At 71.0% G+C, this 21,042-nt stretch carries 18 protein-coding genes; 7 read left to right on the top strand and 11 right to left on the bottom strand.

Annotation, left to right across the window (positions count from 1 at the left end; genetic code table 11):
• Positions 1–12 precede the first annotated feature (12 nt).
• Positions 13–1,860, bottom strand: a complete 1,848-nt coding sequence (locus ABZT17_RS04395; protein WP_356343514.1) for a beta-N-acetylhexosaminidase — start codon at positions 1,858–1,860, stop codon at positions 13–15.
• A complete protein-coding gene (locus ABZT17_RS04390; protein ID WP_356343753.1) occupies positions 1,853–4,216 on the bottom strand; it encodes an alpha-L-fucosidase in 2,364 nt (787 codons plus the stop codon). The genes ABZT17_RS04395 and ABZT17_RS04390 overlap by 8 nt, the downstream gene beginning before the upstream one ends.
• A 249-nt stretch (positions 4,217–4,465) precedes the next feature.
• Between ABZT17_RS04390 and ABZT17_RS04385 the strand changes: the two genes are divergently transcribed.
• On the top strand, positions 4,466–5,815 hold the full coding sequence (locus ABZT17_RS04385) for an amidase (protein ID WP_356343512.1): 1,350 nt from the start codon (positions 4,466–4,468) through the stop codon (positions 5,813–5,815).
• A 53-nt stretch (positions 5,816–5,868) separates the two neighbouring features.
• Positions 5,869–6,507 (top strand): LysE family translocator, encoded by a 639-nt coding sequence (locus tag ABZT17_RS04380; RefSeq protein WP_356343751.1) that lies wholly within the window; start codon positions 5,869–5,871, stop codon positions 6,505–6,507.
• 30 nt (positions 6,508–6,537) lie between these two features.
• Here the strand turns inward: ABZT17_RS04380 and ABZT17_RS04375 are convergent, their stop codons facing one another.
• Together ABZT17_RS04375 and ABZT17_RS04370 are read right to left on the bottom strand one after the other, a co-directional pair.
• Positions 6,538–7,020: a GNAT family N-acetyltransferase gene (locus ABZT17_RS04375; RefSeq protein ID WP_356343509.1), complete on the bottom strand. Its 483-nt coding sequence runs from the start codon at positions 7,018–7,020 to the stop codon at positions 6,538–6,540.
• A gap of 56 nt (positions 7,021–7,076) precedes the next feature.
• The gene (locus ABZT17_RS04370) at positions 7,077–7,250 is read right to left on the bottom strand and encodes a hypothetical protein (RefSeq protein ID WP_242776315.1); all 174 of its coding nucleotides are present in this window, start codon (positions 7,248–7,250) and stop codon (positions 7,077–7,079) included.
• Positions 7,251–7,620: 370 nt separating this feature from the next.
• Between ABZT17_RS04370 and ABZT17_RS04365 the strand changes: the two genes are divergently transcribed.
• From ABZT17_RS04365 to ABZT17_RS04350, 4 genes are all read left to right on the top strand, one after another.
• On the top strand, positions 7,621–8,718 hold the full coding sequence (locus ABZT17_RS04365; protein ID WP_356343506.1) for an ATP-binding cassette domain-containing protein: 1,098 nt from the start codon (positions 7,621–7,623) through the stop codon (positions 8,716–8,718).
• A gap of 63 nt (positions 8,719–8,781) precedes the next feature.
• Entirely contained in the window at positions 8,782–9,951 is a 1,170-nt protein-coding gene (locus tag ABZT17_RS04360; protein ID WP_356343504.1) for a permease, read from the top strand.
• Between the two features lie 95 nt (positions 9,952–10,046).
• On the top strand, positions 10,047–10,442 hold the full coding sequence (locus ABZT17_RS04355) for an HD domain-containing protein (protein WP_356343501.1): 396 nt from the start codon (positions 10,047–10,049) through the stop codon (positions 10,440–10,442).
• A gap of 25 nt (positions 10,443–10,467) precedes the next feature.
• Positions 10,468–11,283: an SDR family oxidoreductase gene (locus ABZT17_RS04350; RefSeq protein WP_356343499.1), complete on the top strand. Its 816-nt coding sequence runs from the start codon at positions 10,468–10,470 to the stop codon at positions 11,281–11,283.
• Between the two features lie 17 nt (positions 11,284–11,300).
• Here the strand turns inward: ABZT17_RS04350 and ABZT17_RS04345 are convergent, their stop codons facing one another.
• The 4 genes from ABZT17_RS04345 to ABZT17_RS04330 form a co-directional block, all read right to left on the bottom strand.
• Complete coding sequence (locus ABZT17_RS04345; RefSeq protein ID WP_356343497.1) at positions 11,301–11,534, bottom strand: hypothetical protein; 234 nt, start codon at positions 11,532–11,534, stop codon at positions 11,301–11,303.
• 80 nt (positions 11,535–11,614) lie between these two features.
• On the bottom strand, positions 11,615–13,108 hold the full coding sequence (locus ABZT17_RS04340; protein ID WP_356343494.1) for an SDR family NAD(P)-dependent oxidoreductase: 1,494 nt from the start codon (positions 13,106–13,108) through the stop codon (positions 11,615–11,617).
• Positions 13,109–13,211: 103 nt separating this feature from the next.
• Positions 13,212–14,546 carry a wax ester/triacylglycerol synthase family O-acyltransferase gene (locus tag ABZT17_RS04335; RefSeq protein ID WP_356343492.1) on the bottom strand — a complete coding sequence of 445 codons (1,335 nt, stop codon included), beginning with the start codon at positions 14,544–14,546 and terminating at the stop codon, positions 13,212–13,214.
• Between the two features lie 155 nt (positions 14,547–14,701).
• Entirely contained in the window at positions 14,702–17,020 is a 2,319-nt protein-coding gene (locus ABZT17_RS04330; protein ID WP_356343489.1) for a GH92 family glycosyl hydrolase, read from the bottom strand.
• A gap of 194 nt (positions 17,021–17,214) precedes the next feature.
• On the opposite strand from ABZT17_RS04330, the gene ABZT17_RS04325 reads away from it, so the two are divergent.
• Positions 17,215–17,601 (top strand): hypothetical protein, encoded by a 387-nt coding sequence (locus tag ABZT17_RS04325; RefSeq protein ID WP_356343487.1) that lies wholly within the window; start codon positions 17,215–17,217, stop codon positions 17,599–17,601.
• 10 nt (positions 17,602–17,611) lie between these two features.
• Here the strand turns inward: ABZT17_RS04325 and glgC are convergent, their stop codons facing one another.
• The 3 genes from glgC to ABZT17_RS04310 form a co-directional block, all read right to left on the bottom strand.
• Positions 17,612–18,832 carry a glucose-1-phosphate adenylyltransferase gene (glgC, locus tag ABZT17_RS04320; RefSeq protein WP_356343485.1) on the bottom strand — a complete coding sequence of 407 codons (1,221 nt, stop codon included), beginning with the start codon at positions 18,830–18,832 and terminating at the stop codon, positions 17,612–17,614.
• A gap of 95 nt (positions 18,833–18,927) precedes the next feature.
• Positions 18,928–20,079, bottom strand: a complete 1,152-nt coding sequence (gene glgA, locus ABZT17_RS04315) for a glycogen synthase (protein ID WP_356343749.1) — start codon at positions 20,077–20,079, stop codon at positions 18,928–18,930.
• Between the two features lie 47 nt (positions 20,080–20,126).
• A complete protein-coding gene (locus ABZT17_RS04310; RefSeq protein WP_356343483.1) occupies positions 20,127–20,846 on the bottom strand; it encodes a (2Fe-2S)-binding protein in 720 nt (239 codons plus the stop codon).
• Positions 20,847–21,042 lie beyond the last annotated feature (196 nt).

The raw sequence follows: 21,042 nt of genomic DNA, 5'->3' as shown, positions 1-21,042 counted from the left end.
TGCTTCCTCGGGTCAGTGGTCGGTCGGATGCCATACGGCGGGGGTGCGCTGGTCCGGCGGGTACTGCACGAGCCGGCCGTCGCCGGTCACGACCACCGCCATCCGGGTGATGGCGTTGACGAGGCGGTAGCCGCCCCCGGAGGGCTCCAACTGCCAGCGCTGCAAGGTGTTCGCGCTGTCGCAGGCCGCCCGGTCGAGTTCGACGCCGGGCTGGAGCGGCACATTGAGCGTGAGCCTGCCGCCGGTCACCTCAAGACAGCCGGCCGAGGTCCTCAACGCCGCGTAGCCGTCGGCCGTACGGGTCACCGAGGCGTCCAAGGAGACACCGTCGGCCTGGAAGGTGTACGTCCCCTGCGCCACCGGGAGTCGGGTGAGGTCCCGCCGGCCCGGTGCGTGTCCGACGGCCGTGCCGCGGGCGGTGAACTCGGCGTAGGTGGCGTCGGGATGCGGATCGCCCCAGGTGGCCTGGGCGATGTGCCGCAGCGCGGGCCACAGTTCGACTGCCACCTCGTTCTCGGTCTCGCCGCGGCCGTTGTCCGGCCAGAGACTGATCTTCGCGCCGGTGATGCCCTTGCTGGAGGCGAGCTTCTCGCCGTCGAAAGCGCGCGGGTCCCAGCTCTGGTCGTACAGCGACCCGGTGTCGGAGTGGAAGCCGCCGCGGATCAGGTAGAGCGAATAGGCCGCGTTCATCAACGGATAGCCCTGGGCGATCAGCCGACTCGGTTTCACGGCCACGTTCAGCCAGTGCTCGACGGTCGTGCCCGCCGCCACCGGGACCGTGTTGGCGCCGGTCAGCCCGTCGTTCCAGATGCGCAGCCGCTTGCCCTTGCTCGCGGCGTAGGCCCGCACCCGGTTGATGAAGTCGATGTAGGCGTCCTGGGGGGTGGCGTCGGGACCGTACTGCTGCTGGGCGTACCGGAGCATCTGCGGGTACTTGGAGTAGTCGGAGCCGAGCATGTACTCGTCGGCGCCCATGTGCCAGGACTTCGCGGTGAAGACCTGCGCGTACTCGTCCATCAGGCCGGTGTAGTAGTCGAAGGCCGCCTGCTGGGTGACGTCGAGCCTGGCGGGCTGCTTGGCGCCGTCGGAGTCGGTGAGCTGCAGATCAGGGCGGTTCTCTATCCACGGGTCCATATGGCCCGGGGAGTTGATCTCGGGGATGATCTCGACGTGGTACCGGTCGCCGAGGGCGACAAGCCGCCGTATCTCGTCCTTGGTGTAGTAGCCCCAGGTGTCGGCCTCGGGATGGGCGTCGCTCTTCACCTTCAGCTCGACGAGCAGCTGGTTGAGCTTGTTGTACGCCATCTCGCGGACGAGGTTCTCCAGCCAGGGCAGCGTGATGTGGATGTAGCAGGCGCAGACGCCGACGCCCCGCTCCTTGTAGCGGGGTACGTCGACCGTCCGCCCGGCCGGTATCCGGTCGCCCTGCGCGAGGAGTTGGAGGAGTGTGCGGGTGCCGTAGAAGGCGCCGGTCTCGGTGGCGCCGGTCACCGACAGGCGTTTGCCCGCCCGAAGTTCGTATCCCTCGGCGCCCAGGGCGCTTCGGGACGGCTGGACGTCGATCACGATGTCGCCGTCACGGGCGCCCCCGGGCACGACCGGGACGGTGCCGTGGCCGGCCGCCCGCAGATCGTCGGCGAGGGTGCCGGCGACCCGGCGTTCGGCCGGAGTGCCGGCGACCAGCCGTGCCCCTGGGACGAACACGTAACTACCTTGCCACGCCGACCAGTTGGCCAGCGCGGGCACCGTCACCGGTGCCTTCGGCTGCTCCTGCGCGACCGCCGAGGTCGGCGCCACGAGCAGCGTCAGCGCCGCCGCCGCGCCGAGCAGACGCAGCGCTCTGTCTCTCCACTCACCCATGCCACTCCACCTTGAACACCCACACGTACCGACCCGACTTCCGGGCCGTCTCGGGAACGTCGATCACCAGGGCCCCGCCCCGTACGGTCCAGCTCAGCGGCCGGTCGTGGCCCAGCATCGTCACCTTGTCGCCGGCGCGGACCGGCACCGGCGCCTCCACGACGAGCCGCGCGCCCGGCTCGGCCAGCGAGTGGATGTAGAAGGCCTCGTCGGGCCGGACCGTGAACCGCAGGTCCTCACCGAGTTCGGCCATCCGCGACCAGTACGTGGTGTCGTAGATCGCCTCACCGTTGGTGCGCAGCCAGGCGCCGGTCTCCCGCAGCCGGGTCTGCAGGATCTCCGCGATGGTGCCGTCGGCGCGCGGACCGATGTCGAGCAGGAAGTTGCCGTTCTTGGAGACGATGTCGACGAGTCCGCGCACGACCTCCTCGGCCGTCATGTAGGCGTCGTCGGGGGTCGCGCTGTTGTATCCGTAGCTGAAGGGGTCGAGTCCCCGGCTGGACTCCCACTTGGCGACGACCGTGTTCTCGTACGTCGTGTACTCGGGCGTCGTGAAGTCGTGGAAGGCGATGCCCGACCGGTTGTTGACCGTCACGTCGATCGGACGGGCCCTGTTCTTCGCGTGGTTGAAGTACTCGGCGAGAACGTGGAGGCTGTCGTTCACTCCGCCGATGTCGCACCAGATGATCTCCGGGTCGTAGCCGTGGACCAGTTCGAGCATCTGCGGGGCCTGATAGTCCCTCACATAGTCCTTGCCGGAGGTGTATCCGGTGTACGGGACGGGTGCGAGGGTGTAGGGATTGCGCGGGGCGTGGCCCATCCAGGGGTTGTCCGGGTTGAACCACTCGGGCATCGAGAAGTAGAGACCGCGGTGGAGTTCGGGCGCGTACCGCCGGGACGCCTCGAACAGCTCCTTGACCAGGTCCCGTCGGGGCCCCAGCCGCACGGCGTTGCGATCGGACACCTTGGAGTCCCACAGCGCGAAGCCCTCGTGGTGCTTCGAAGTGAGCACGTGGTACTGGGCGCCGGCGTCGCGGAACAGCTCGACCCACGCCCGTGGGTCGAACTTCTCGGCGGTGAAGCGCGGGATGAAGTCGTCGTAGGCGAAGTCCTCGCCGTAGGTGGCCCGGTGGTGGGCGTACGTCGGGTTGTCCGGGTCCTGCATCTGGTCCCAGTACCACTCGGCGTACTGGGTGCCGACCGGCGCCCAGGCGGGCACCGAGTACACGCCCCAGTGGATGAAGATGCCGAACTTGGCGTCGTTGAACCAGTAGGGCGCCTGGTGGCCGGAGAGGGAGGCCTCCGTGGGCCGGTAGTCGGCGGTGCCCAGGGTCAGGGTGGCGGACCGTGTGGCGACCCGGGTGCCGCGACCGCTGACGCGCACCGTGCCGTCCTGCTCGGTGCCGGGTGCGGTGCCCGCGCGGTTGCGGATGCCGACGCGGACCCGCGTCTGCTCGCCCGGGTCGAGGCGGCGGACGCGGGCGGGTTCGACGGTGCGGGCGCCGGGGACGTCGACGCGTACGGAGACGTCGTCGCCGGTGAGGATCGCGACGGTGCCGGCGTTGACGACGGTCGCCTCGACCCCCTGGGCACCGGTGCGGTCGAGCAGCGAGCCGGTGGAGCGGGCGCTGCGCAGGGCCAACGCCCGCCCCTGGGCGGCGGGTTGGAGCGAGAGCGCGAAGACGTGCAGCGCGGTCGTTCCGGCCTGTGCCGGGTTGGTCACCGGCAGGGTGATCGCGACGGCCTCGCGCCGCGGGTCGGCCCACACCTCCGAGGTGCCGATCCCGACGGCGTGCTCGTCCCTGCTTCCGTCCGGCTGGTAGCGGTAGGGCGCCGAGAGCGGGCCGCCCGCCGCGTACCAGTCGGCGCCGCTGAGCACCGCGGTGGTCGTGGTGCCGTCGGCGTAGTGGACGGTGGCCCTGCCGGAGGCGTCGCCGTAGCTGCCGGCGGTGAGGAAGGCGGCCGAGAGATAACGGCCCCGGGGCAGGTCGATGCGCTGGCCGAGCGCGACCAGGTTGTTGCCGGCTCCGGCGGTCGCGGCCGGGAAGTCGAAGGGGATGCCGTCGACCTCGATGCGGCCCGCGGGGAGTTCCTCGCCCGGGAACGTGTAGCCGGAGCCGTCGAAGTCACCGCCCCGCGCGGCGGCCGTGTCGATGCCGTCGTTGTCGAAGAGGGTGTCGAGGGGCACGGGGAGCGGGTCGGGGACGGGCACCCATGGGGATCCGGCCGGGGCGGCGGCGCCGTCGCCCGCGGGTTCCGCGGCCTGGGCCGCGGTGGCGGTGGTGAGGGGAAGGGCGGCCGCCGCGGCGGCTCCCGCCACGGCGCCCAGTACCTGACGTCTTGGATGGGGACTCATGCTCATGAGCGACTCCAATTCATCGGATGTCTGATCATTGGGCTGCCATCAGGTGCTGTCAATGGGGCGCGGAAGCAGGCGAGTTGAGCCATTGGTCGGATGATCCGCTGGTCAAGGAGCACGTCCTCGGAACCGGCGCTCGAAAAGTCCAAGAAGACGGGCCCGAATGTCCAAGACCGGCCGCCCCTCGACGCGGCGCCTCGGCGAGGGCACAGTTCTCCCTAGATACTCGCCAGTAGAGGAGCGCCCGTGACCAGCTGGGTCGGCCGGAGTGCCACCGAGATCGCCGCCGCCGTACGCGAGAAGCGGGCCACGCCCCGGGAGGTGGTGGCCGAGCATCTCGACCGGATCGAGCGGCTGGACGAGCGGGTCGGGGCGTTCCGCGTGGTGCGCGCCCGGGCGGCCCTGGCCGAGGCCGACGAGGTGGCCTCGCGCGCCGATCTGGCCGAACTGCCCCTCGCGGGCGTGCCGGTGGCCGTCAAGGACAATCTGCCGGTGCGCGGCGAGTCCACCCTCGTCGGCTCCGCCGCGACACCGGACACGCCCGCCGCCGAGGACCATGTGACCGTGGCCCGGCTGCGGGCGGCGGGCGCGGTGGTCGTCGGTCTGACGAACGTCCCGGAGCTGTGTGTCTTCGGGACCACCGAGGGCGTCCACGGCACCGCCCGCAACCCGTGGGACCTCACCCGTACGGCGGGCGGCTCCTCGGGCGGCAGCGGTGCCGCCGTCGCGGCCGGGTTCACTCCGATCGCCCTCGGCAACGACGGCATGGGCTCGCTGCGCATCCCGGCCGCCAACTGCGGCCTGGTCACCATCAAACCGGGTCACGGCGTGGTCCCGGCCGGCATCGGCGACGGCGACTGGTTCGGCATGTCGGAGAACGGTCCGCTCGCGACGACGGTCGAGGACGCCCGGCTGATGCTGGCGGTCCTCGCGGACACCGGCCCCGAGACCGTACGGCCGCCCGAGCCCGCGGCTCGCAGCATCGCCGTCTCGCTGCGCAGTCCTCTCGCCGGCATCACCATCACCAGGCCTTACACGGCCGCGGCCCGTGACGCCGCCGGCGTCCTGATCAAGGCCGGCCACCAGGTCCGCCGCGCCGACCCGCCGTACCCGCTCTCCCTGAGCACGACCTCCCTCGCCCACTGGACGGCGGGCACGGCGGTGGACGCCCAGGGCCTCGATCCACGTCTGCTCGACCGGCGCACCCGCGTCCACGCCGCCATCGGGCGCCGCTTCCTGAACACCGTCCGCACCAGCGACAGCCGGGACCGGCTGCGCCGCCGTATGGAACCGTTCTTCGCCGAGTACGACGTCCTGCTCACCCCGGCGCTGGCCCGCCGCTCGCCCAGGTCGGTGGCCTGGCACGAGCGGGGCTGGCTGGCCAACATCCTCGCCAACACCAACTACTCGCCCCTCACCCCGCCCTGGAACCTGACCGGCTGGCCCGCGATGTCCGTCCCCTTCGGCACCCTGCCCTCGGGCGCCCCGACCGCCGTACAGCTGGTGGGCCGCCCGGGCTCGGAGGCGCTGCTGCTCGCGGTGGCCGGGCAGCTGGAGACGCTGCATCCGTGGCGGCGGACGGCTCCGCTGGACTGAGCCCGCGGAAATAGAGCTGAGGCCGGGCCCCCGCCCGTGCTTGCATGGACCGCATGATGTCCACCGACCGTCTGCTCGCCTTCGCGGCGCTGTCCTTCCTGCTGATCGTGATCCCCGGGCCGAGCGTGCTGTTCGTGATCGGCCGGGCCCTCGCCCAGGGGCGCCGGGCGGCGCTGACGACCGTCGTGGGCAACACGCTCGGCGCCTATCTGCTCGTCGTGGCCGTGGCGGTCGGCATCGGCTCCGTCGTGGAGCGGTCGGTGTTCGTCTATACGGCGCTCAAGCTCGCGGGCGCGGTCTACCTGGTGTACCTCGGCGTCAGGGCATGGCGCGACCGCGGCTCCCTGCGGGCCGTGTTCACCGGCGCCGCCCCCGCCCACAGCGCGCTGCGCACCTTCTGGGAGGGGTTCGCGGTGGGGGTCACCAACCCCAAGACGATCGTCTTCTTCGCGGCCGTGCTGCCCCAGTTCGTGGACCGCGGCGCGGGCCATGTCACCCCGCAGATGCTGCTGCTCGGCCTGGTCTTCAACGCCATCGCGCTCGCCTCCGACAGCGTCTGGGGCCTGGCCGCGTCCACGGCACGCGCCTGGTTCGCCCGCTCCCCGCGCCGTCTCTCGCTGATCGGCGGTGCGGGCGGCCTCACCATGATCGGCCTGGGCGTGACGGTGGCGGTGACGGGACGCAAGGACTGACCAGGGCCCCGGCCGCCGGGGAAGCGGCGTCTACAGGGCCCGGTACATGACATGCAGCCCGACCCGTCCGTGGCGCGGGTGGTCGAACGCCTCCGGCACCGTCCCGAGGATCTCGAAGCCCAGTGACAGCCAGAGCTTCACCGCCGGGTTGGTCTCCACGACCGCGTTGAAGACCATTCCGCGGTAGCCGGCGCCCCGGGCCGCCTCGACGACATGCCCGGCGAGGGCCCGGCCGATGCCCCGGCCCGCCAGGTCCGGGTCGACCATGAAGCCCGCGTTGGCGATACCGGCGGCGGGACCGCCGTAGTTGGGGGTGACGAAGGCGGAGGCGACGATCGCGCCGGTCTCGTCCTCGACGACGTAGACCTGCTTGGCCGGGTTCATCCACAGGGACCGGGCCGCCTCCTCGGAGGTGTCCCGGTCCCAGGTGTAGGTCTCACCGGCGGCGACGATGCGGTGCCAGAAAGGCCAGATCCGCGGCCAGTCCTCGGCCGCGGCTTCTCTGATCTGCATGGGCGTGAGTGTGGCACGCCCATGCGGTCGGCGATCGCGAGGGTCCCGCGGGGGTCTCAGTCGACGCTGGGCAGGATGTGGGGCTCGGCCAGGTCGTCCTCGTAGCCCGCCAGGCGGATCGGGGCCGCGTGGGCCCAGACTTCCAGGCTGCCGAGTTCGTCCGAGCGCCGGCCGGCGCGCTCCGTGCGTTCCTTGGGGCGCTGTTCGCGATTCGTCTTCTCCGGTGTCACCGCGCACTCCTTCTGTGTCGGGTAACCCTCGGGGCGTGCCGACCACTGGCGGTCCGGCGCCTGACGCCCGCTCGGGTGTGAGTCGAAAGCAGTTCGGACGCGGTGGCGCCGGTAACTCGTGTACGAGCAGGCCGTTGTCGGCTCGCCCCGGGACGGACGTGGGTGTGGGTGGGACCCTGTGGTGCTGTCCGTCCGCTTTAGATTAACCAAATGAGCGGCACCCCGCTCTATGGGGTCGAAAACTTGGGGTTACCGTTGCGAGACGCCCTGTTTCATCCCCATCTCCCTTCACTCGTTCGGTCTAGAGGCGTGCCGAAGGGCAACACCCGTTCCACTCTGGGTTCCAGGACCAGTACGGAAGGGGGAGGTCATGGCGTCCGTCACCTTCGAGAAGGTCACCCGGCGCTTCCCGTCGGGCGACCGGCCGGCCGTCGACGCGCTCGATCTCGAGATAGCGGACGGCGAGTTCATGGTGCTGCTCGGACCCTCCGGGTGCGGGAAGTCGACCTGTCTGCGGCTGCTCGCCGGACTGGAGGACGTCGACACGGGGTCCATCCGTATCGGCGTCCGGGACGTCAATCATCTTCCGCCCCGGGACCGGGACGTCGCGATGGTGTTCCAGAACTACGCGCTGTACCCGCATTTGTCGGCTGCGGACAACATGGGCTTCGCGCTGCGGATCGCCCGCATGCCGCGCCGGCACGCCCGCGGGCGGGTCGACTTCGCCGCGTCCGTCCTCGACCTCGAGCAGTATCTGGAGCGCAGCCCCGGGACGCTGTCCGGCGGTCAGCGGCAGCGGGTGGCGGCGGGGCGGACGCTGGTACGGGATCCACGGGTCTGCCTCATGGACGAGCCGTTGTCGAATCTCGACGCCCGGCTGCGGGCGCAGACCCGGGGGCGGATCGTCCGCACCCAGCACCATCTCGGTGTCACCACGGTGTACGTGACGCACGACCAGACGGAGGCGATGGCCATGGGCGACCGCGTCGCCGTGCTCAGGGACGGGGTGCTGCAGCAGGTGGGCCGGCCGCGGGAGGTGTTCGCGCGCCCCGCCAACACGTTCGTGGCCGACTTCGTCGGCTCGCCGGCGATGAACCTGTTCCGGCTGCCCCTGCGCGCCGGAGGTGTCCGGCTGGGCGCTCTGGAGGTGACACTGCCCCGACCGGTCCTGGCGGCCGCCGCGGCCGAGGGCGCCGACGCGGTGGTGCTCGGCGTCCGGCCCGAGCGGTTCACGTTCCTCCCGGCCGAGGACCGGACGACCCCGGGCCTCACCCTGGTGGTCGAGGCGGTCGAGGACACCGGCGCCGTCGCCTATGTGCACGCCACCGCGGAGCCGGGCGGGGGGCTCGGGCACATCACCGTCCGGCTCCCGGGCCGGCCCACGCACGGCAAGGGATCCGCCCTGCGCGTGACGGTCCACCCGGACGACCTGCACTGCTTCTCGGCCGTGACGGGCAGGCGCTACTGAGACCTGCGTCCCGGTCGTGACGGGCAGGTGTCACTGATACCCCTCGGGGGTACATTCGTCCGCATGTCCGCGATCCTCCACGCCCTGTCCATCGCCGGTTCGATGACCTGGGAGATCACCTGGGCCCTGATCCTCGGCTTCGCGCTGTCCGCCGTGGTCCAGGCGGTGGTGCGCCGCGCCACGGTCGTCCGCCTCCTCGGTGACGACCGCCCCCGCACCCTGGCCCTCGGCGCCGCCTCCTCGTCCTGCTCCTACGCCGCCGTGGCCCTCGCCCGCTCCCTGTTCCGCAAGGGCGCGAACTTCACCGCGGCCATGGCCTTCGAGATCGCCTCCACCAACCTGGTGGTCGAACTGGGCGTGATCCTGGCCCTGTTGATGGGCTGGCAGTTCACGCTGGCGGAGTTCGCGGGCGGTCCCGTCATGATCGTGCTGCTGGCCGTCCTGTTCCGGCTCTTCCTGCGCGAGCGCCTGCTGCGCCAGGCCCGCGAGCAGGCCGAACGCGGGGTGGCGGGGTCCATGGAAGGCCATGCCGCGATGGACATGTCGGTCGCCGGCGAGGGGTCGTTCGTACGGCGGCTGCTGTCGCGGGACGGCTTCACCTCGGTCTCCCACGTCTTCGTCATGGAGTGGGCGGCGATCCTGCGCGACCTGGTGGCGGGCCTGCTGATCGCGGGCGCGATCGCCGCCTGGGTACCCGACTCCTTCTGGCAGTCCCTCTTCCTGGAGGGCCATCCGCTCGCCGCCAAGCTGGTGGGCCCGCTCCTCGGACCACTGGTGGCGATCGCCTCGTTCGTCTGCTCGATCGGGAACGTGCCCCTGGCCGTCGTGCTGTGGAAGGGCGGTATCAGCTTCGGCGGTGTGGTCGCCTTCATCTTCGCGGACCTGTTGATCCTGCCGATCCTGAACATCTACCGGAAGTACTACGGCCCGCGGATGACCGCCTTCCTGCTGGCCACCTTCTACGCGGCGATGGTCCTCGCGGGCTATGCCGTGGAGCTGGTCTTCGGCGGCCTCGGACTGATCCCCGACCGCAGCACGGCGACCATCCCGGACGAGGGGATCTCCTGGAACTACACGACCTGGCTCAACATCGCCTTCCTGGTGCTGGCCGCGGTTCTGGTCTGGCGGTTCGCGCGCACCGGCGGTGCCGCGATGCTGCGGATGATGGGCGGAGCGCCGGCGGCCGAGCAGGACTCCTCCCCCGCGCATCACCACCCTCACGGACCGCGGTGAAAGGGCCAAGCAGTTCAAGTCCTGTTGGCCGAATCGAAACACGGCCATGATCTGCTGACGGGCGGCAACGGCTTGTCCGGCGGAAGGACTGACGCATGGAGCTGCGCAGTGTCGAAGAGCTGATGGATCTGCTGTACGCCTGCCGGTACCAACACGCGCTGCGGACCGCCGCACTGCTGCGCCGCAGCCGCCCCGCCGACAAGGAGCTCCAGGTGGCGGGGCTGGTGCACGACATCGGACAGCTGCTGAGCCCCGGTGACGAGACCCGCCGGACCGAGCGTGCGGCCGAGGCCGTACGGCCCCTGCTCGGCGAGCGCGTCTACCGACTGGTCGGCCGGCACGGCTCCGCCGGTGACGACGACCTGCTGCGCCTGAGAATGGCGGACGAGGAGAGCCTGGCCGCCGGGTTCGACGCCGGCGTCCTGGAGGACTGGCGCACCGTCCTGGAACTGGTCGCGGCACAGAACTCCCGCCTCGGGGCTGTCGACTGACGGACCGTCATGAGACGGTACGGCGATGACGTCGTCGTACGCCCAGGACGGGCTGGAGGGCCGGGCCGCCGTCGTGACGGGCGGGACCCGGGGTATCGGGCGGGCGGTCGCCGAGCGGCTGGTGGCGGCCGGGGCACGGGTGTGCGTGACCGCCCGGGACGCGGACGAGGTGCGCCGTACGGCCGCCGAGCTGGGCGGTGTCGGGGTCAGCGGCAGCGTCGCCGACCCGGCGCATCTGCGGGAGGTCGTCGACACCGCGATGGGCGCCTTCGGCCGCGTCGACGTGGTGGTCAACAACGCGGCGACCAATCAGCCCTACGGACCACTCATGGACGCGGAGCCCGGGGCCTGGCGGGATGCCTTCGTGGTGAACGTCGAGGCGCCGCTCGTCCTGGTGCAGGGCGCGTGGCGGGCGTGGATGCGGGAGCACGGCGGCTCGGTGGTGAACATCTGCACGGAGGGCGCCGAGCACGTCGGGCCCAACCTCGGGGCCTACGGCACCAGCAAGGCGGCCCTGCTGCATCTGACCCGGCAGCTCGCGGGCGAGCTGGCGCCGAAGGTCCGGGTCAACTCCGTCTCGCCGGGGCTCGTGCGCACCGAGATGGCGCGGTTCGTGTGGGAGCCGGACGAGGAGCGGGTGGCGGCGGGGCTGCCGCTGGGGCGGATCGGGGAGCCCGAGGACATCGCGCGGGCGGTGGTGTGGCTGGCCTCGGAGGCGGCCCGGTGGATCACCGGCGCCGATCTGCTGGTGGACGGGGGCACCCGCGTGAGGACGGCGCACCCCGGGCCGGGGTACGCCGTCCATGACTTGCTTCGGTCATACGCACCACCTCGCTCATGACGGTGGCAATGGCTCCCTCACGGGAACAGTGCGATCCCCACGAGGATCAGCAGGATGATGCCGGCGACGAGCGCGACCGTGGCCCACGTACCGCGGTGCTTCACCGAATGCGTCGGTCCGCCTCCACGAGGTCGGTCCTCCGGCAGCGCGGCCTGGTCCGGCCGGTCGCTCCGGTAGAACTGGTCGTCGGTCGGATAGCGATTGCGCGGATCGTCGTGTGCGCGTGGATCGATGCTGTGTGGACTGCCCATGGTCACTCCCTGGCGCGGTTGTCACCAGGGTCCGGGTTCCCGGGGGGCGCCGGGCCACACACGTCACGATCGGTGGTTGTTCACCACTTACCGGGCGCGTAGTCCTTCAGGAAGACGCCGTACAGGTCCTCGCCCTGCTCGCCGCGCACAATCGGATCGTAGACCCGGGCGGCCCCGTCCACCAGGTCGAGCGGCGCGTGGAAGCCCTCCTCGGCCAGGCGCAGCTTGTCGTAGTGGGGCCGCTCGTCGGTGATCCAGCCGGTGTCGACGGAGGTCATGAGGATGCCGTCGGTCTGGAACATCTCCTGGCCGCTGGTCCGGGTGACCATGTTCATGGCGGCCTTGGCGGCGTTGGTGTTGGGGTGGCCCGCGCCCTTGTAGCCGCGCCCGAAGACGCCCTCCATCGCGGAGACGTTCACGACGTACGCGCGTCCGCTCCGGGCCTGCCTCGCGGCGGCGGCCATGACCGGGCGCAGCGCGCTGATCAGGATGAACGGCGCCGTGTAGTTGCACAGCTGGGTCTCGAGGAGCTCCACCGGGGAGATCTGCTCGATGGTCTGCACCCAGGTGTTGGTGTCGACGACGTCCGGGACGAGGCCGCCCGCGTCGATGGCGGTGCCGTCCAGGTGCCGGGCGACGCTGGCGTTGCCCGCGACCAGGGCGAGGTCGGCGACCTGCTGGGCGTCGATGCCGGAGATCCCCGCGGGCAGCGAGGCCAGTCCGTCGACCGCGCCGGAGCCGAAGGCGCCGATGACATGGTGGGCGGGGAGCTCACCGGCGGGCAGCGGGGCGCTCTCCCCGTCGACCAGTGCGGCGTAGGCGGAGGGCAGCCGGCGTACGGTCTGGGTCGCGTTGTTGACCAGGATGTCGAGCGGGCCCGCCTCGGCGACCTGCTCGGCGAGGGCGACGGCCTGGGCCGGGTCGCGCAGGTCGATGCCGACGACCTCCAGGCGGTGCAGCCAGTCCCCGGAGTCGTCCATGGCCTTGAAGCGGCGGATGGCGTCCTTGGGGAAGCGCGTGGTGATCGTGGTGTGCGCGCCGTCCCGCAGCAGCCGGAGCGCGATGTACATGCCGATCTTGGCGCGGCCGCCGGTGAGCAGCGCGCGCTTGCCGGTGAGGTCCGCCCGGACGTCGCGCTTGGCGCGGTTCAGGGCGGCACACTCGGGACAGAGCTGGTGGTAGAAGTAGTCGACCTCGACGTACCGGGTCTTGCAGGTGTAGCAGGAGCGCGGGCGCTGGAGTATCCCCGCGACCCGGCCCTCCTCGGTGATCGACGACGGGAGGATGCCCTCGGTCTCGTCGTCGATGCGCTGGGCTGAGCCGGTCGCGGTCGCCTCGGTGACGGCCTTGTCGTGGGCGGTCTTGGCGGCCCGGCGTTCCTGGCGGCGGCGCTGCTTGACCGTGCGGTAGACGCCGGCGGTGGCCCGGCGCACGGCGATCGCGTCCGGGTGGTCCACCTCCAGCTTGTCGAGCTCGTCGAGCACGCTGAGGCAGACGGCGAGCCGCTCCGGGTCGATGCCGGGCCCGTGGACGACCTCGTCCATGGCCGCCGAGCCTTCCTCTGTCACCGTCATCGCGCTGCCGTTTCCCTGATCACCCGAGCGGCGCTCCGATCGCACCCGCTGTCGAACAGCGAATTTTACGGAGCGCCGGGCCCGACCTCCAAACCCGTCCCGATCAGGACCCGCAGGCGGTGATCAGCGCCTCCAGCTCCGCGGTGAGCGCCGCGGCCAGGCGGTCCAGGTCGGGAACGGCCCGTGCGTCGGCCACGAGACCGTAGTGCACCTGCCCGCGATACGTCGACACCGCGACCGCGAGGGCCTGGCCGCGGGCCAGCGGGGCGAGCGGGAAGACCTCGGTGACCGGGTTGCCGCCGAGCTTCAGACCGAGGCTGGGCAGCGGGACGCTGGTGACCAGGATGTCGAACCAGAGCCGGGCCGCCTGGCTGACCAGGGGGCCGCCGAGCCGGTGGGCGAGCGTGGGCACATGGTCGGCGAGCAGGGCGACGGCGCCCGCGCCCCGGTTGGGGCCGGCGTCCTTGTTGCGGTCCATGGCGGTGCGGACCGTGCCGAGGCGGCCCAGCGGGTCGGGGTCGTCGACCGGAAGCCGTATCAGATAGCCCGAGAGCCGGTTGCCCTGCGGGTGCGCGGTGCGCGGGCGGCGCTTGGAGACGGGGATCAGGGCGCGCGGCCGGACCCCCTCGCTGCCGTCGCCGCGCTCGTCCAGCCAGCGGCGCAGGGCACCCGCGACGACCGCGATCAGCACGTCGTTGACGGTTCCGCCCTCGGACTTGCGGACGCGGTGGATGTCGTCGAGGTCGAGGACCACACCCGCGGTGCGGCGGGTGCCGGTGGCCTCGGCGGCGAAGGCGGGCGAGGAGCGCACACCCAGGCTGGACACGGCCAGGGAGGCGCCGATGTCCAGGGCCCGCCCCACGTCGGAGACGGCGCCCCGCACCAGCCCGGGCAGTTTGCGCACATCGGGCAGCAGACCGCCCTTGGGCTCCTCGGGGCGGGGCCTGCGGGCCGGCATGTCCATCGGGTCCAGTACGGCGGCGGCGAGCGTCAGCGCGCGCAGCCCGTCGGCCAGGGCGTGGTGGAACTTGAACAGCACCGCGAAGGAGGTGCCGTCCTCCCCCGGCAGCACATGTGCCTCCCACGGCGGCCGGCCACGCTCCAGCGGACGCTCCATCAGACGGCCGGCGTCCACGTGGAAGTCGGCGGTGGGGGCGTGCAGCCGTACGTGGTGGAGGGGGTCGAAGTCGGGGTCGGTCTCCCGGGTGGCGCCGCCGAAGGCCGACGGGCGGAAGGAGAACGGCCGCCACACGTCCCGGATCCGCATCCGCAGTCCGGGCACCGCCGCGGCCCGGGACGCGAGGAGGTCGGCGGCGTGGGCGCCCGCGGTGGGCGAGTGGGCCGAGAAGACCCCGAGTGCGCCCAGGTGCATGGGGTGTTCGGCGGACTCGATGTTCCAGAACGCCAGGTCGAGAGGAGCGAGCAGGTCAGAAGTCAATGGCTTGCCTCGCGTCGACGACGGGTGGGCAAGCAGTCAACCCCCGTCGGGCGATTACGGTCAAGTACGATCTTGCTACGCACAGTTAACGTCAGATTAAGTTCAGCCTCTCGTCCCGCCCCCTGAGAGGGGCGGGACGCATGAGGCGCCTGGGCTCACTTCAGCGCCGGTGGCGCCGCTTCGGGTGATGTACCCCACTCCGACGGGCGCGGGCCGACGGTGAAGTCGAGCGAGCGCCGGGAGCGGAGGTCGGCGGTCGTCACATAGGTGCGGTCGTGCGCCGTCCCGTCCGTGCGGACCGACTGGATGTAGCGGTCGGTGGCGGAGGTGCCGGGCGCGGTGATCCTGAGGGTGCCGTGCGGGTAGTAGCGGCGGTCCAGGGTCAGGTCGACGCGGTCGAAGACCGGTGTGGACAGGCCCCAGGTGTCGTAGCCGGGCTGGACCGGGAAGATCCCGATGGACGACAGCACGTTCCAGGCGGACATGGTGCCGAGGTCGTCGTTGCCGGTCATCCCGGTCGGACCGTCCGTGAACAGGGTCAGCGCGGCGTGCACGACGTCGGTGGTCTTCCAGGGCTGACCGGTCGACAGATAGGTGTACGGGGCGATGAGGTCGGGCTCGTTCTGCGGGTTGTACTTGTCGGCGTTGTAGTAGGCGTACGGGCCGTCGACCCACACCTCGCGCGCCGTCCGCACCGGGTCGGCCATCAGCTTGTCGTAGGCGAAGAACGAGTCCAGCCGGGCGTTGGCCGCCCGCTCGCCGCCGATCAGGGAGACCATGCCCGGCAGATCCTGCGGCACCAGCCACTGGTACTGCCAGGACGTGCCCTCGTGGAAGCCCACGCTCTGCGCCGGGTCGGCCGGTCCGGCGAAGGCGCCGGAGGCGTCACGGGCGCGGAAGAAGCCGGTCGACGGGTCGAAGATGTTCCGGTAGTTCTGCGAGCGGGCCGCATAGCGCGTCGCGTCGGCGTCATGGCCGAGATCGCGTGCCATCCGGGCGAGCATCGCGTCCGCGAGGGCGAACTCCAGGGTGGCCGAGGCTCCCTGGTGGTAGTCGGAGTCGCCCATCTTCGTCTTCGGCCGGCCCTTGACGTAGGGCGCGAACCCCTCGGCGATGTACTCCCGGTTGCTCTCCCGGCCCACGTACGGCGAGTCGGCGGGCGGCACCCCGTCGGCGTTCTGCCGCAGCGCCCGGTAGGCCTGCTCCTCGTACCCCTTGAGCAGCCCCTGCTGATAGGCGTTGGTCAGGAACGGGGTGACCGGGTCGCCGGTCATGATGTTCGTCTCGACCGTGCCGTAGCCCCACTTGGGCAGCCAGCCGCCGTCCTCGGAGATCCTGATCACCGAGATCGCCATGTCCCGGGCCTCGCGCGGCGCGAGGAGGGACAGCAGCTGGGACTGGGTGCGGTAGGTGTCCCACAGGGACCAGTTCTGGTAGTAGGAGAAGCCCGTGGCCCGGTGGACGCCCAGGTCCCAGCCCCGGTAGCGGCCGTCGACGTCGCTGCCCACGTTGGGGGCGAGGAAGCTCCGGTACAGGGACGAGTAGAAGGTCCTGCGCAGGGTCTCGTCACCGCCCTGGACGCGCACCAGGTCGAGCCGCGCCTCCCAGGCCCGCCGGGCCGCCTCACGCACGGTGTCGAAGGAACGCCCGCCTTCGGCGCTCAGGTTGGCCGCCGCGCCGTCCGCGTCGACGTACGACAGGGCGGTGGTCGCCTGGACCGTGCGGTCCGTGGTCGTGTCGAAGCGGACGTAGGCGCCACCGGTGCCCGTCTTCGCGCCCGCCGTGACCGTGGAGCCGTCCCAGGTGCCGTAGGCGGTGAAGGGGCGGTCGAAGCGGGTGACGGTGTAGACGGTGTACGGCTTGGTGTCCTGGCAGAAGCCATGGCCGGTGATCGCGGTGCGTACGGTGCGGTCGTCGAGGATCTCGACGCTGCTGGAGACCGTTCTGTGCAGCGCCTGGCCCGCGTTGAGCAGGACGTTCGCCTTGTCGGTGGCGGGGAAGGTGTAGCGCTGCACCCCGGTGCGCGCGGTCGCCGTGAGCTCCGCCTCGATGCCGGTCTTCAGGCCGACCCGGTAGTAGCCGGGGCTCGCTGCCTCGTCGTCATGGCTGAACTCCGCCGCGTACTTGGCGTAGTCCGTCTGTGTGACGTCACCCGTCGTCGGCAGCACCGGCAGATCGCCGCCGATACGGCATCCGACGCCCGAGAGATGGACGAGGGAGAAACCCCGGATGTGGGACCAGGAGTAGTCGTAGCCGGTGTTGTGGCCGGTGTCCGGCGACAGCTGGACCATGCCGAAGGGCACGGCGGCGCCGGGAAAGGTGTTGCCTTCGTTCTCGGTGCCGATGAACGGGTTCACCAGATCGGTGAGTCGGCCGTCCCTCGGCTCGGCCGCCCGGGCGGCGGGGGCGGCGAGCAGCGCGGAGAGTGCCACCACCCCCGTCGTGCACAGGCGCAGACGCCGGGTCCATCTCATGTCGGAAAGCCTCCGGAGCGTGAGACATCGTTGTCTGCATGATCCGGTCGGATGGTCGGTTGACCGTGCATCCCGTGAGGTTCGGCCGCGACGCGTCGCGGACCGACGGGGTGTGACGCACCGGTGGCTCCCCCGCCGCCTCGGGCGAAGAATGGGGAACATCACCACAGAGGGGCAGAAAAGGGGCGAGGAACATGTCGAAGGTATCCAGGGACACGGCGTCCCAGGGCGGCGACTTCGGAATCGTTCTCGACCGGTCCGAGGAACTGGACGACTACACGGTGGACTTCATCACCTTCCGCGAGAACGTCGATCACACACCGCTGCTCAAGGGCCTGCCCGACGACCGGTGCCAGTGCCCGCACTGGGGTTATGTCTTCAAGGGGCAGCTGACCTTCCACTACGCCGACCGCGACGAGGTCTACGAGCAGGGTGACGCCTACTACGCACCCCCCGGGCACGTCCCCGTGCGCACCGCACCGGGCACCGAGGCCCTGCAGTTCAGCCCGACCGAGGAGGTACGGCCGACCAGCGAGGCCATCATGAAGAACTTCCGGGCCATGCAGGAGGCCTCCGGCTGAACCCCTCCCGCTAGGAGACGATCTGTCCCTTGCCGAGCGCGATCACCCCGCCCTGGGAGACGGTGTACAGCTCCGCGTCCCGTTCCGGGTTGACACCGATGGTCGCGCCCGGCGGGACCTCGACGTTCTTGTCCAGGACCGCGCCGCGCACCACCGCGCCCCGGCCGATGTGGACGTTGTCGTGCAGGATCGAGCCCTGGACCACCGCCCCCGGGTCGATCCTGACGCCCGGCGACAGGACGGAGCGGGTGACCTGTCCCCGGATGAGGCAGCCGGCGCTGATGATCGACTCGCTGGCCATGCCGCCCGCGTTGAAGCGGGCCGGGGAGAGCTGGTTGGCGTGGGTGTAGATGGGCCACTGGCGGTTGTACAGGTTGAAGGCGGGGCGCTCGGCGATCAGGTCCATATGGGCGTCGTAGTAGGCGTCGAGGGTGCCCACGTCACGCCAGTAGCCGCGGTCGCGGTTGGTCTCGCCGGGGACGTGGTTGGCGCTGAAGTCGTAGAGCTGGGCATCGCCGCGGTCGGTGAGCTGGGGCAGGATCGAGCCGCCCATGTCGTGCACCGAGTCCTCGTCCTCGGCGTCCCGCTGCAGCGCCTCGATCAGGGCCTTGGTGGTGAAGATGTAGTTGCCCATCGACGCGAAGACCGTCTCCGGGTCGTCGGCCAGTCCGGGCGGGTCGGCGGGCTTCTCCAGGAAGCCCTCGACGGTCAGTCCGTCCGAGCCCGGGGTGATCACACCGAACTGGGAGGACTCGGAGCGCGGGACGCGGATGCCGGCCACCGTCACGCCCGCGCCGGTCTCGATGTGCTGGTTGAGCATCTGCCGGGGGTCCATGCGGTAGACGTGGTCGGCGCCGAACACCACCACGTACTCGGGGCTCTCGTCGTGCACCAGGTTCAGCGACTGCAGCAGGGCGTCCGCGCTGCCCAGGTACCAGCGCGGGCCGAGCCGCTGCTGGGCCGGGACCGGGGTGACGTAGTTGCCCAGCAGGCTGGACATCCGCCAGGTGGTCGTGATGTGCCGGTCCAGCGAGTGCGACTTGTACTGCGTGAGCACGCAGATGCGCAGGATGTCGCCGTTGACGAGATTGGACAGCACGAAGTCGACGAGGCGGTACGTGCCGCCGAAGGTGACCGCTGGTTTCGCGCGGTCGGTTGTCAGGGGCATCAGGCGTTTGCCTTCTCCGCCCGCCAGTACGATCCCGAGCACCGAAGGTCCGCCACGACGCATGGCCGCTCCCCTCACCGTGGTTGATCCATGCCTGCCCCCGAGCGGAGGGGTGTAAGCCTGTTCGACGAACTCCCGACCGTCCCGTTCCGGCTTGTCTACTCCTGCTTGAGGATCTTCTCGTAAAGCCGGACCGTACGGCGGGCGACGGCATCCCAGCCGAACTCCCCCACCGCGCGCTCCCGCCCTGCCTCACCCATGCGCCGGGCGGTCCCGGGGTCACCGACCACCGAGTCCAGTGCCAGCGCGAGATTCGCCTCGAAGCTGTCGTCCACGTCGACGAGCAGTCCGGTCCTGCCGTGGTCCACGACCTCGGGGATGCCGCCGACCCGGGAGGCCACGACGGGTGTGCCGCAGGCCATCGCCTCCAGGTTGACGATCCCGAGCGGCTCGTAGACCGAGGGGCAGACGAAGGCGGCGGCGTGGGTGAGGAGCTGGATCACGTCCGGGCGCGGCAGCATCTGCGGGATCCAGTGCACATGCTCGCGCACCCGGCTCAGCTCCTGGTAGAGCTCGCGGAACTCACGGTCGATCTCGGGAGTGTCGGGCGCTCCCGCGCAGAGCACGACCTGCACGCCCGGGTCGATGTCCCGGACGGCACGCAGCAGATGGGGCACGCCCTTCTGGCGGGTGATCCGGCCGACGAAGAGAAGGTACGGGCGGTGGGCGTCGAGGCCGATCCGCTCCAGGACGTCGGTGCCGTGGTCGGGGCGGTAGAGGGTGGTGTCGATGCCGTTGTGCACGACCTGGACCTTGGCCGGATCCAGCGTCGGATAGCAGGTCAGGATGTCCTCGCGCATCGCGCCCGAGACGGCGATCACCGCGTCGGCGGTCTCGATCGCGGTGCGCTCGGCCCAGCTGGACAGCGCGTATCCCCCGCCGAGCTGCTCGGCCTTCCAGGGGCGCAGGGGTTCCAGCGAGTGGGCGGTCATCACATGCGGAATGCCGTACAGCAGCTTGCCGAGATGGCCGGCGAGGTTGGCGTACCAGGTGTGGGAGTGCACGAGTTCGCGGCCTTCCAGGCCCGCGGCCATGGCGAGGTCCACGGAGAAGGTGCGCAGCGCGTCGTTGGTGGCGTCCAGGGCGGCCCAGGGACGGTGGCGCACGACGCCCACTCCGCGGCCCTCGCCCCAGCAGTGCACCTCGAGGTCGACCAGGGAGGACAGCTCCCGGGCGAGGAACTCCACGTGGACACCCGCGCCGCCGTACACGTCCGGCGGGTACTCCCGGGTCAGCAGTCCCACTCGCACCCGCAACCCCCATGTCTTGCATGTCTTGACGAACGGCTCCTTCATGGTCACCCAGATGTGCCGTGCGCGGAAGAGCGCGGCGGTCGTGTGAAGCAACAGTCACCGCACGTTCCCCCGCCGGGCACCCGGTAGTAGAGGCAGCAGCTGCGGCGCCGGAAGGAGCTGCCGGTGAGGGTGCCGGTGCCGGACAGGAGGGGGTGGGCGAGGAGTTCGGCGGTGAGGGGGCGGGCCGCGGGGCCGAGCTGCCGGGCGGTTCCCACGAGCGCGGAGGCCGCGTTGCCCCACAGCAGGCCGGGGGCGACGCGGTGGTGCGCGCGCAGGGCCGCGGCCAGGGGTTCGAGGTGGGCGTGCAGGACGACGTCCGCGATGGCCGGGGCGTCGGCGGGCAGCGGGCGGACCTCGGACAGCCACAGGTCGTCCGGGGTGCTCGCGTCGGGGTCCCAGCGCAGCAGCCGGGGGTCGAGGTCGGGGATCCCTCCGTACGCCAGCGCGCAGCCCAGCGTCACGGACCACAGCCGGGCCGCGAGCCCCTGCTGGAACAGGGAGGCCGCGATCCGCGACTCGGCGGTGCGCAGTACGGAAGCGACCTTTTTGACATGGAAAGTAATAAGATTTCCGTAAACCTCCGATGGCCGATTTTCGTACGCCTGCGCGAGCGTCGGCAGTGCTCCATGAGCCGCTCCGCCCGCGCGTAGGACGAAGTAGCCGCCGAGCGGCGTGAGGGCGGCGAGATCGGGGTCGAGGTCCACGAAGAGCAGTAGTACCAAGACCCCTAGGGGGTGCCTCCAGGGGGTGTCCGCCTCCTGTCGCCCACCCTGGGGAGGACAGTGCCCGATTCGTACTCCATCGGCAGTAGGACCCAATGCCTGCTCAGGGACGACGACGGGAACAGATCCACAGGGCATCGTGTTGGGTATGAAGGCCGACCGTTCGTCACGCAGGGGACACCGCCCCCGCCTCACG

It is taken from the genome of Streptomyces sp. NPDC005648 (assembly GCF_040605395.1).
Lineage (GTDB): Bacteria > Actinomycetota > Actinomycetes > Streptomycetales > Streptomycetaceae > Streptomyces.
Note: the sequence above shows the minus strand (reverse complement) of the source record. Positions and strands in the feature narration are given on the sequence as shown.

What these genes read in the sequence shown, in the direction of transcription:
- ABZT17_RS04395 (WP_356343514.1), bottom strand. Translation starts at nt 1,860, where the DNA reads ATGGGTGAGTGGAGAGACAGAGCGCTGCGTCTGCTCGGCGCGGCGGCG.
- ABZT17_RS04390 (WP_356343753.1), bottom strand. Translation starts at nt 4,216, where the DNA reads ATGAGTCCCCATCCAAGACGTCAGGTACTGGGCGCCGTGGCGGGAGCC.
- ABZT17_RS04380 (WP_356343751.1), top strand. Translation starts at nt 5,869, where the DNA reads ATGATGTCCACCGACCGTCTGCTCGCCTTCGCGGCGCTGTCCTTCCTG.
- ABZT17_RS04375 (WP_356343509.1), bottom strand. Translation starts at nt 7,020, where the DNA reads ATGCAGATCAGAGAAGCCGCGGCCGAGGACTGGCCGCGGATCTGGCCT.
- ABZT17_RS04365 (WP_356343506.1), top strand. Translation starts at nt 7,621, where the DNA reads ATGGCGTCCGTCACCTTCGAGAAGGTCACCCGGCGCTTCCCGTCGGGC.
- ABZT17_RS04360 (WP_356343504.1), top strand. Translation starts at nt 8,782, where the DNA reads ATGTCCGCGATCCTCCACGCCCTGTCCATCGCCGGTTCGATGACCTGG.
- ABZT17_RS04355 (WP_356343501.1), top strand. Translation starts at nt 10,047, where the DNA reads ATGGAGCTGCGCAGTGTCGAAGAGCTGATGGATCTGCTGTACGCCTGC.
- ABZT17_RS04350 (WP_356343499.1), top strand. Translation starts at nt 10,468, where the DNA reads ATGACGTCGTCGTACGCCCAGGACGGGCTGGAGGGCCGGGCCGCCGTC.
- ABZT17_RS04345 (WP_356343497.1), bottom strand. Translation starts at nt 11,534, where the DNA reads ATGGGCAGTCCACACAGCATCGATCCACGCGCACACGACGATCCGCGC.
- ABZT17_RS04340 (WP_356343494.1), bottom strand. Translation starts at nt 13,108, where the DNA reads ATGACGGTGACAGAGGAAGGCTCGGCGGCCATGGACGAGGTCGTCCAC.
- ABZT17_RS04330 (WP_356343489.1), bottom strand. Translation starts at nt 17,020, where the DNA reads ATGAGATGGACCCGGCGTCTGCGCCTGTGCACGACGGGGGTGGTGGCA.
- ABZT17_RS04325 (WP_356343487.1), top strand. Translation starts at nt 17,215, where the DNA reads ATGTCGAAGGTATCCAGGGACACGGCGTCCCAGGGCGGCGACTTCGGA.
- glgC (WP_356343485.1), bottom strand. Translation starts at nt 18,832, where the DNA reads ATGCGTCGTGGCGGACCTTCGGTGCTCGGGATCGTACTGGCGGGCGGA.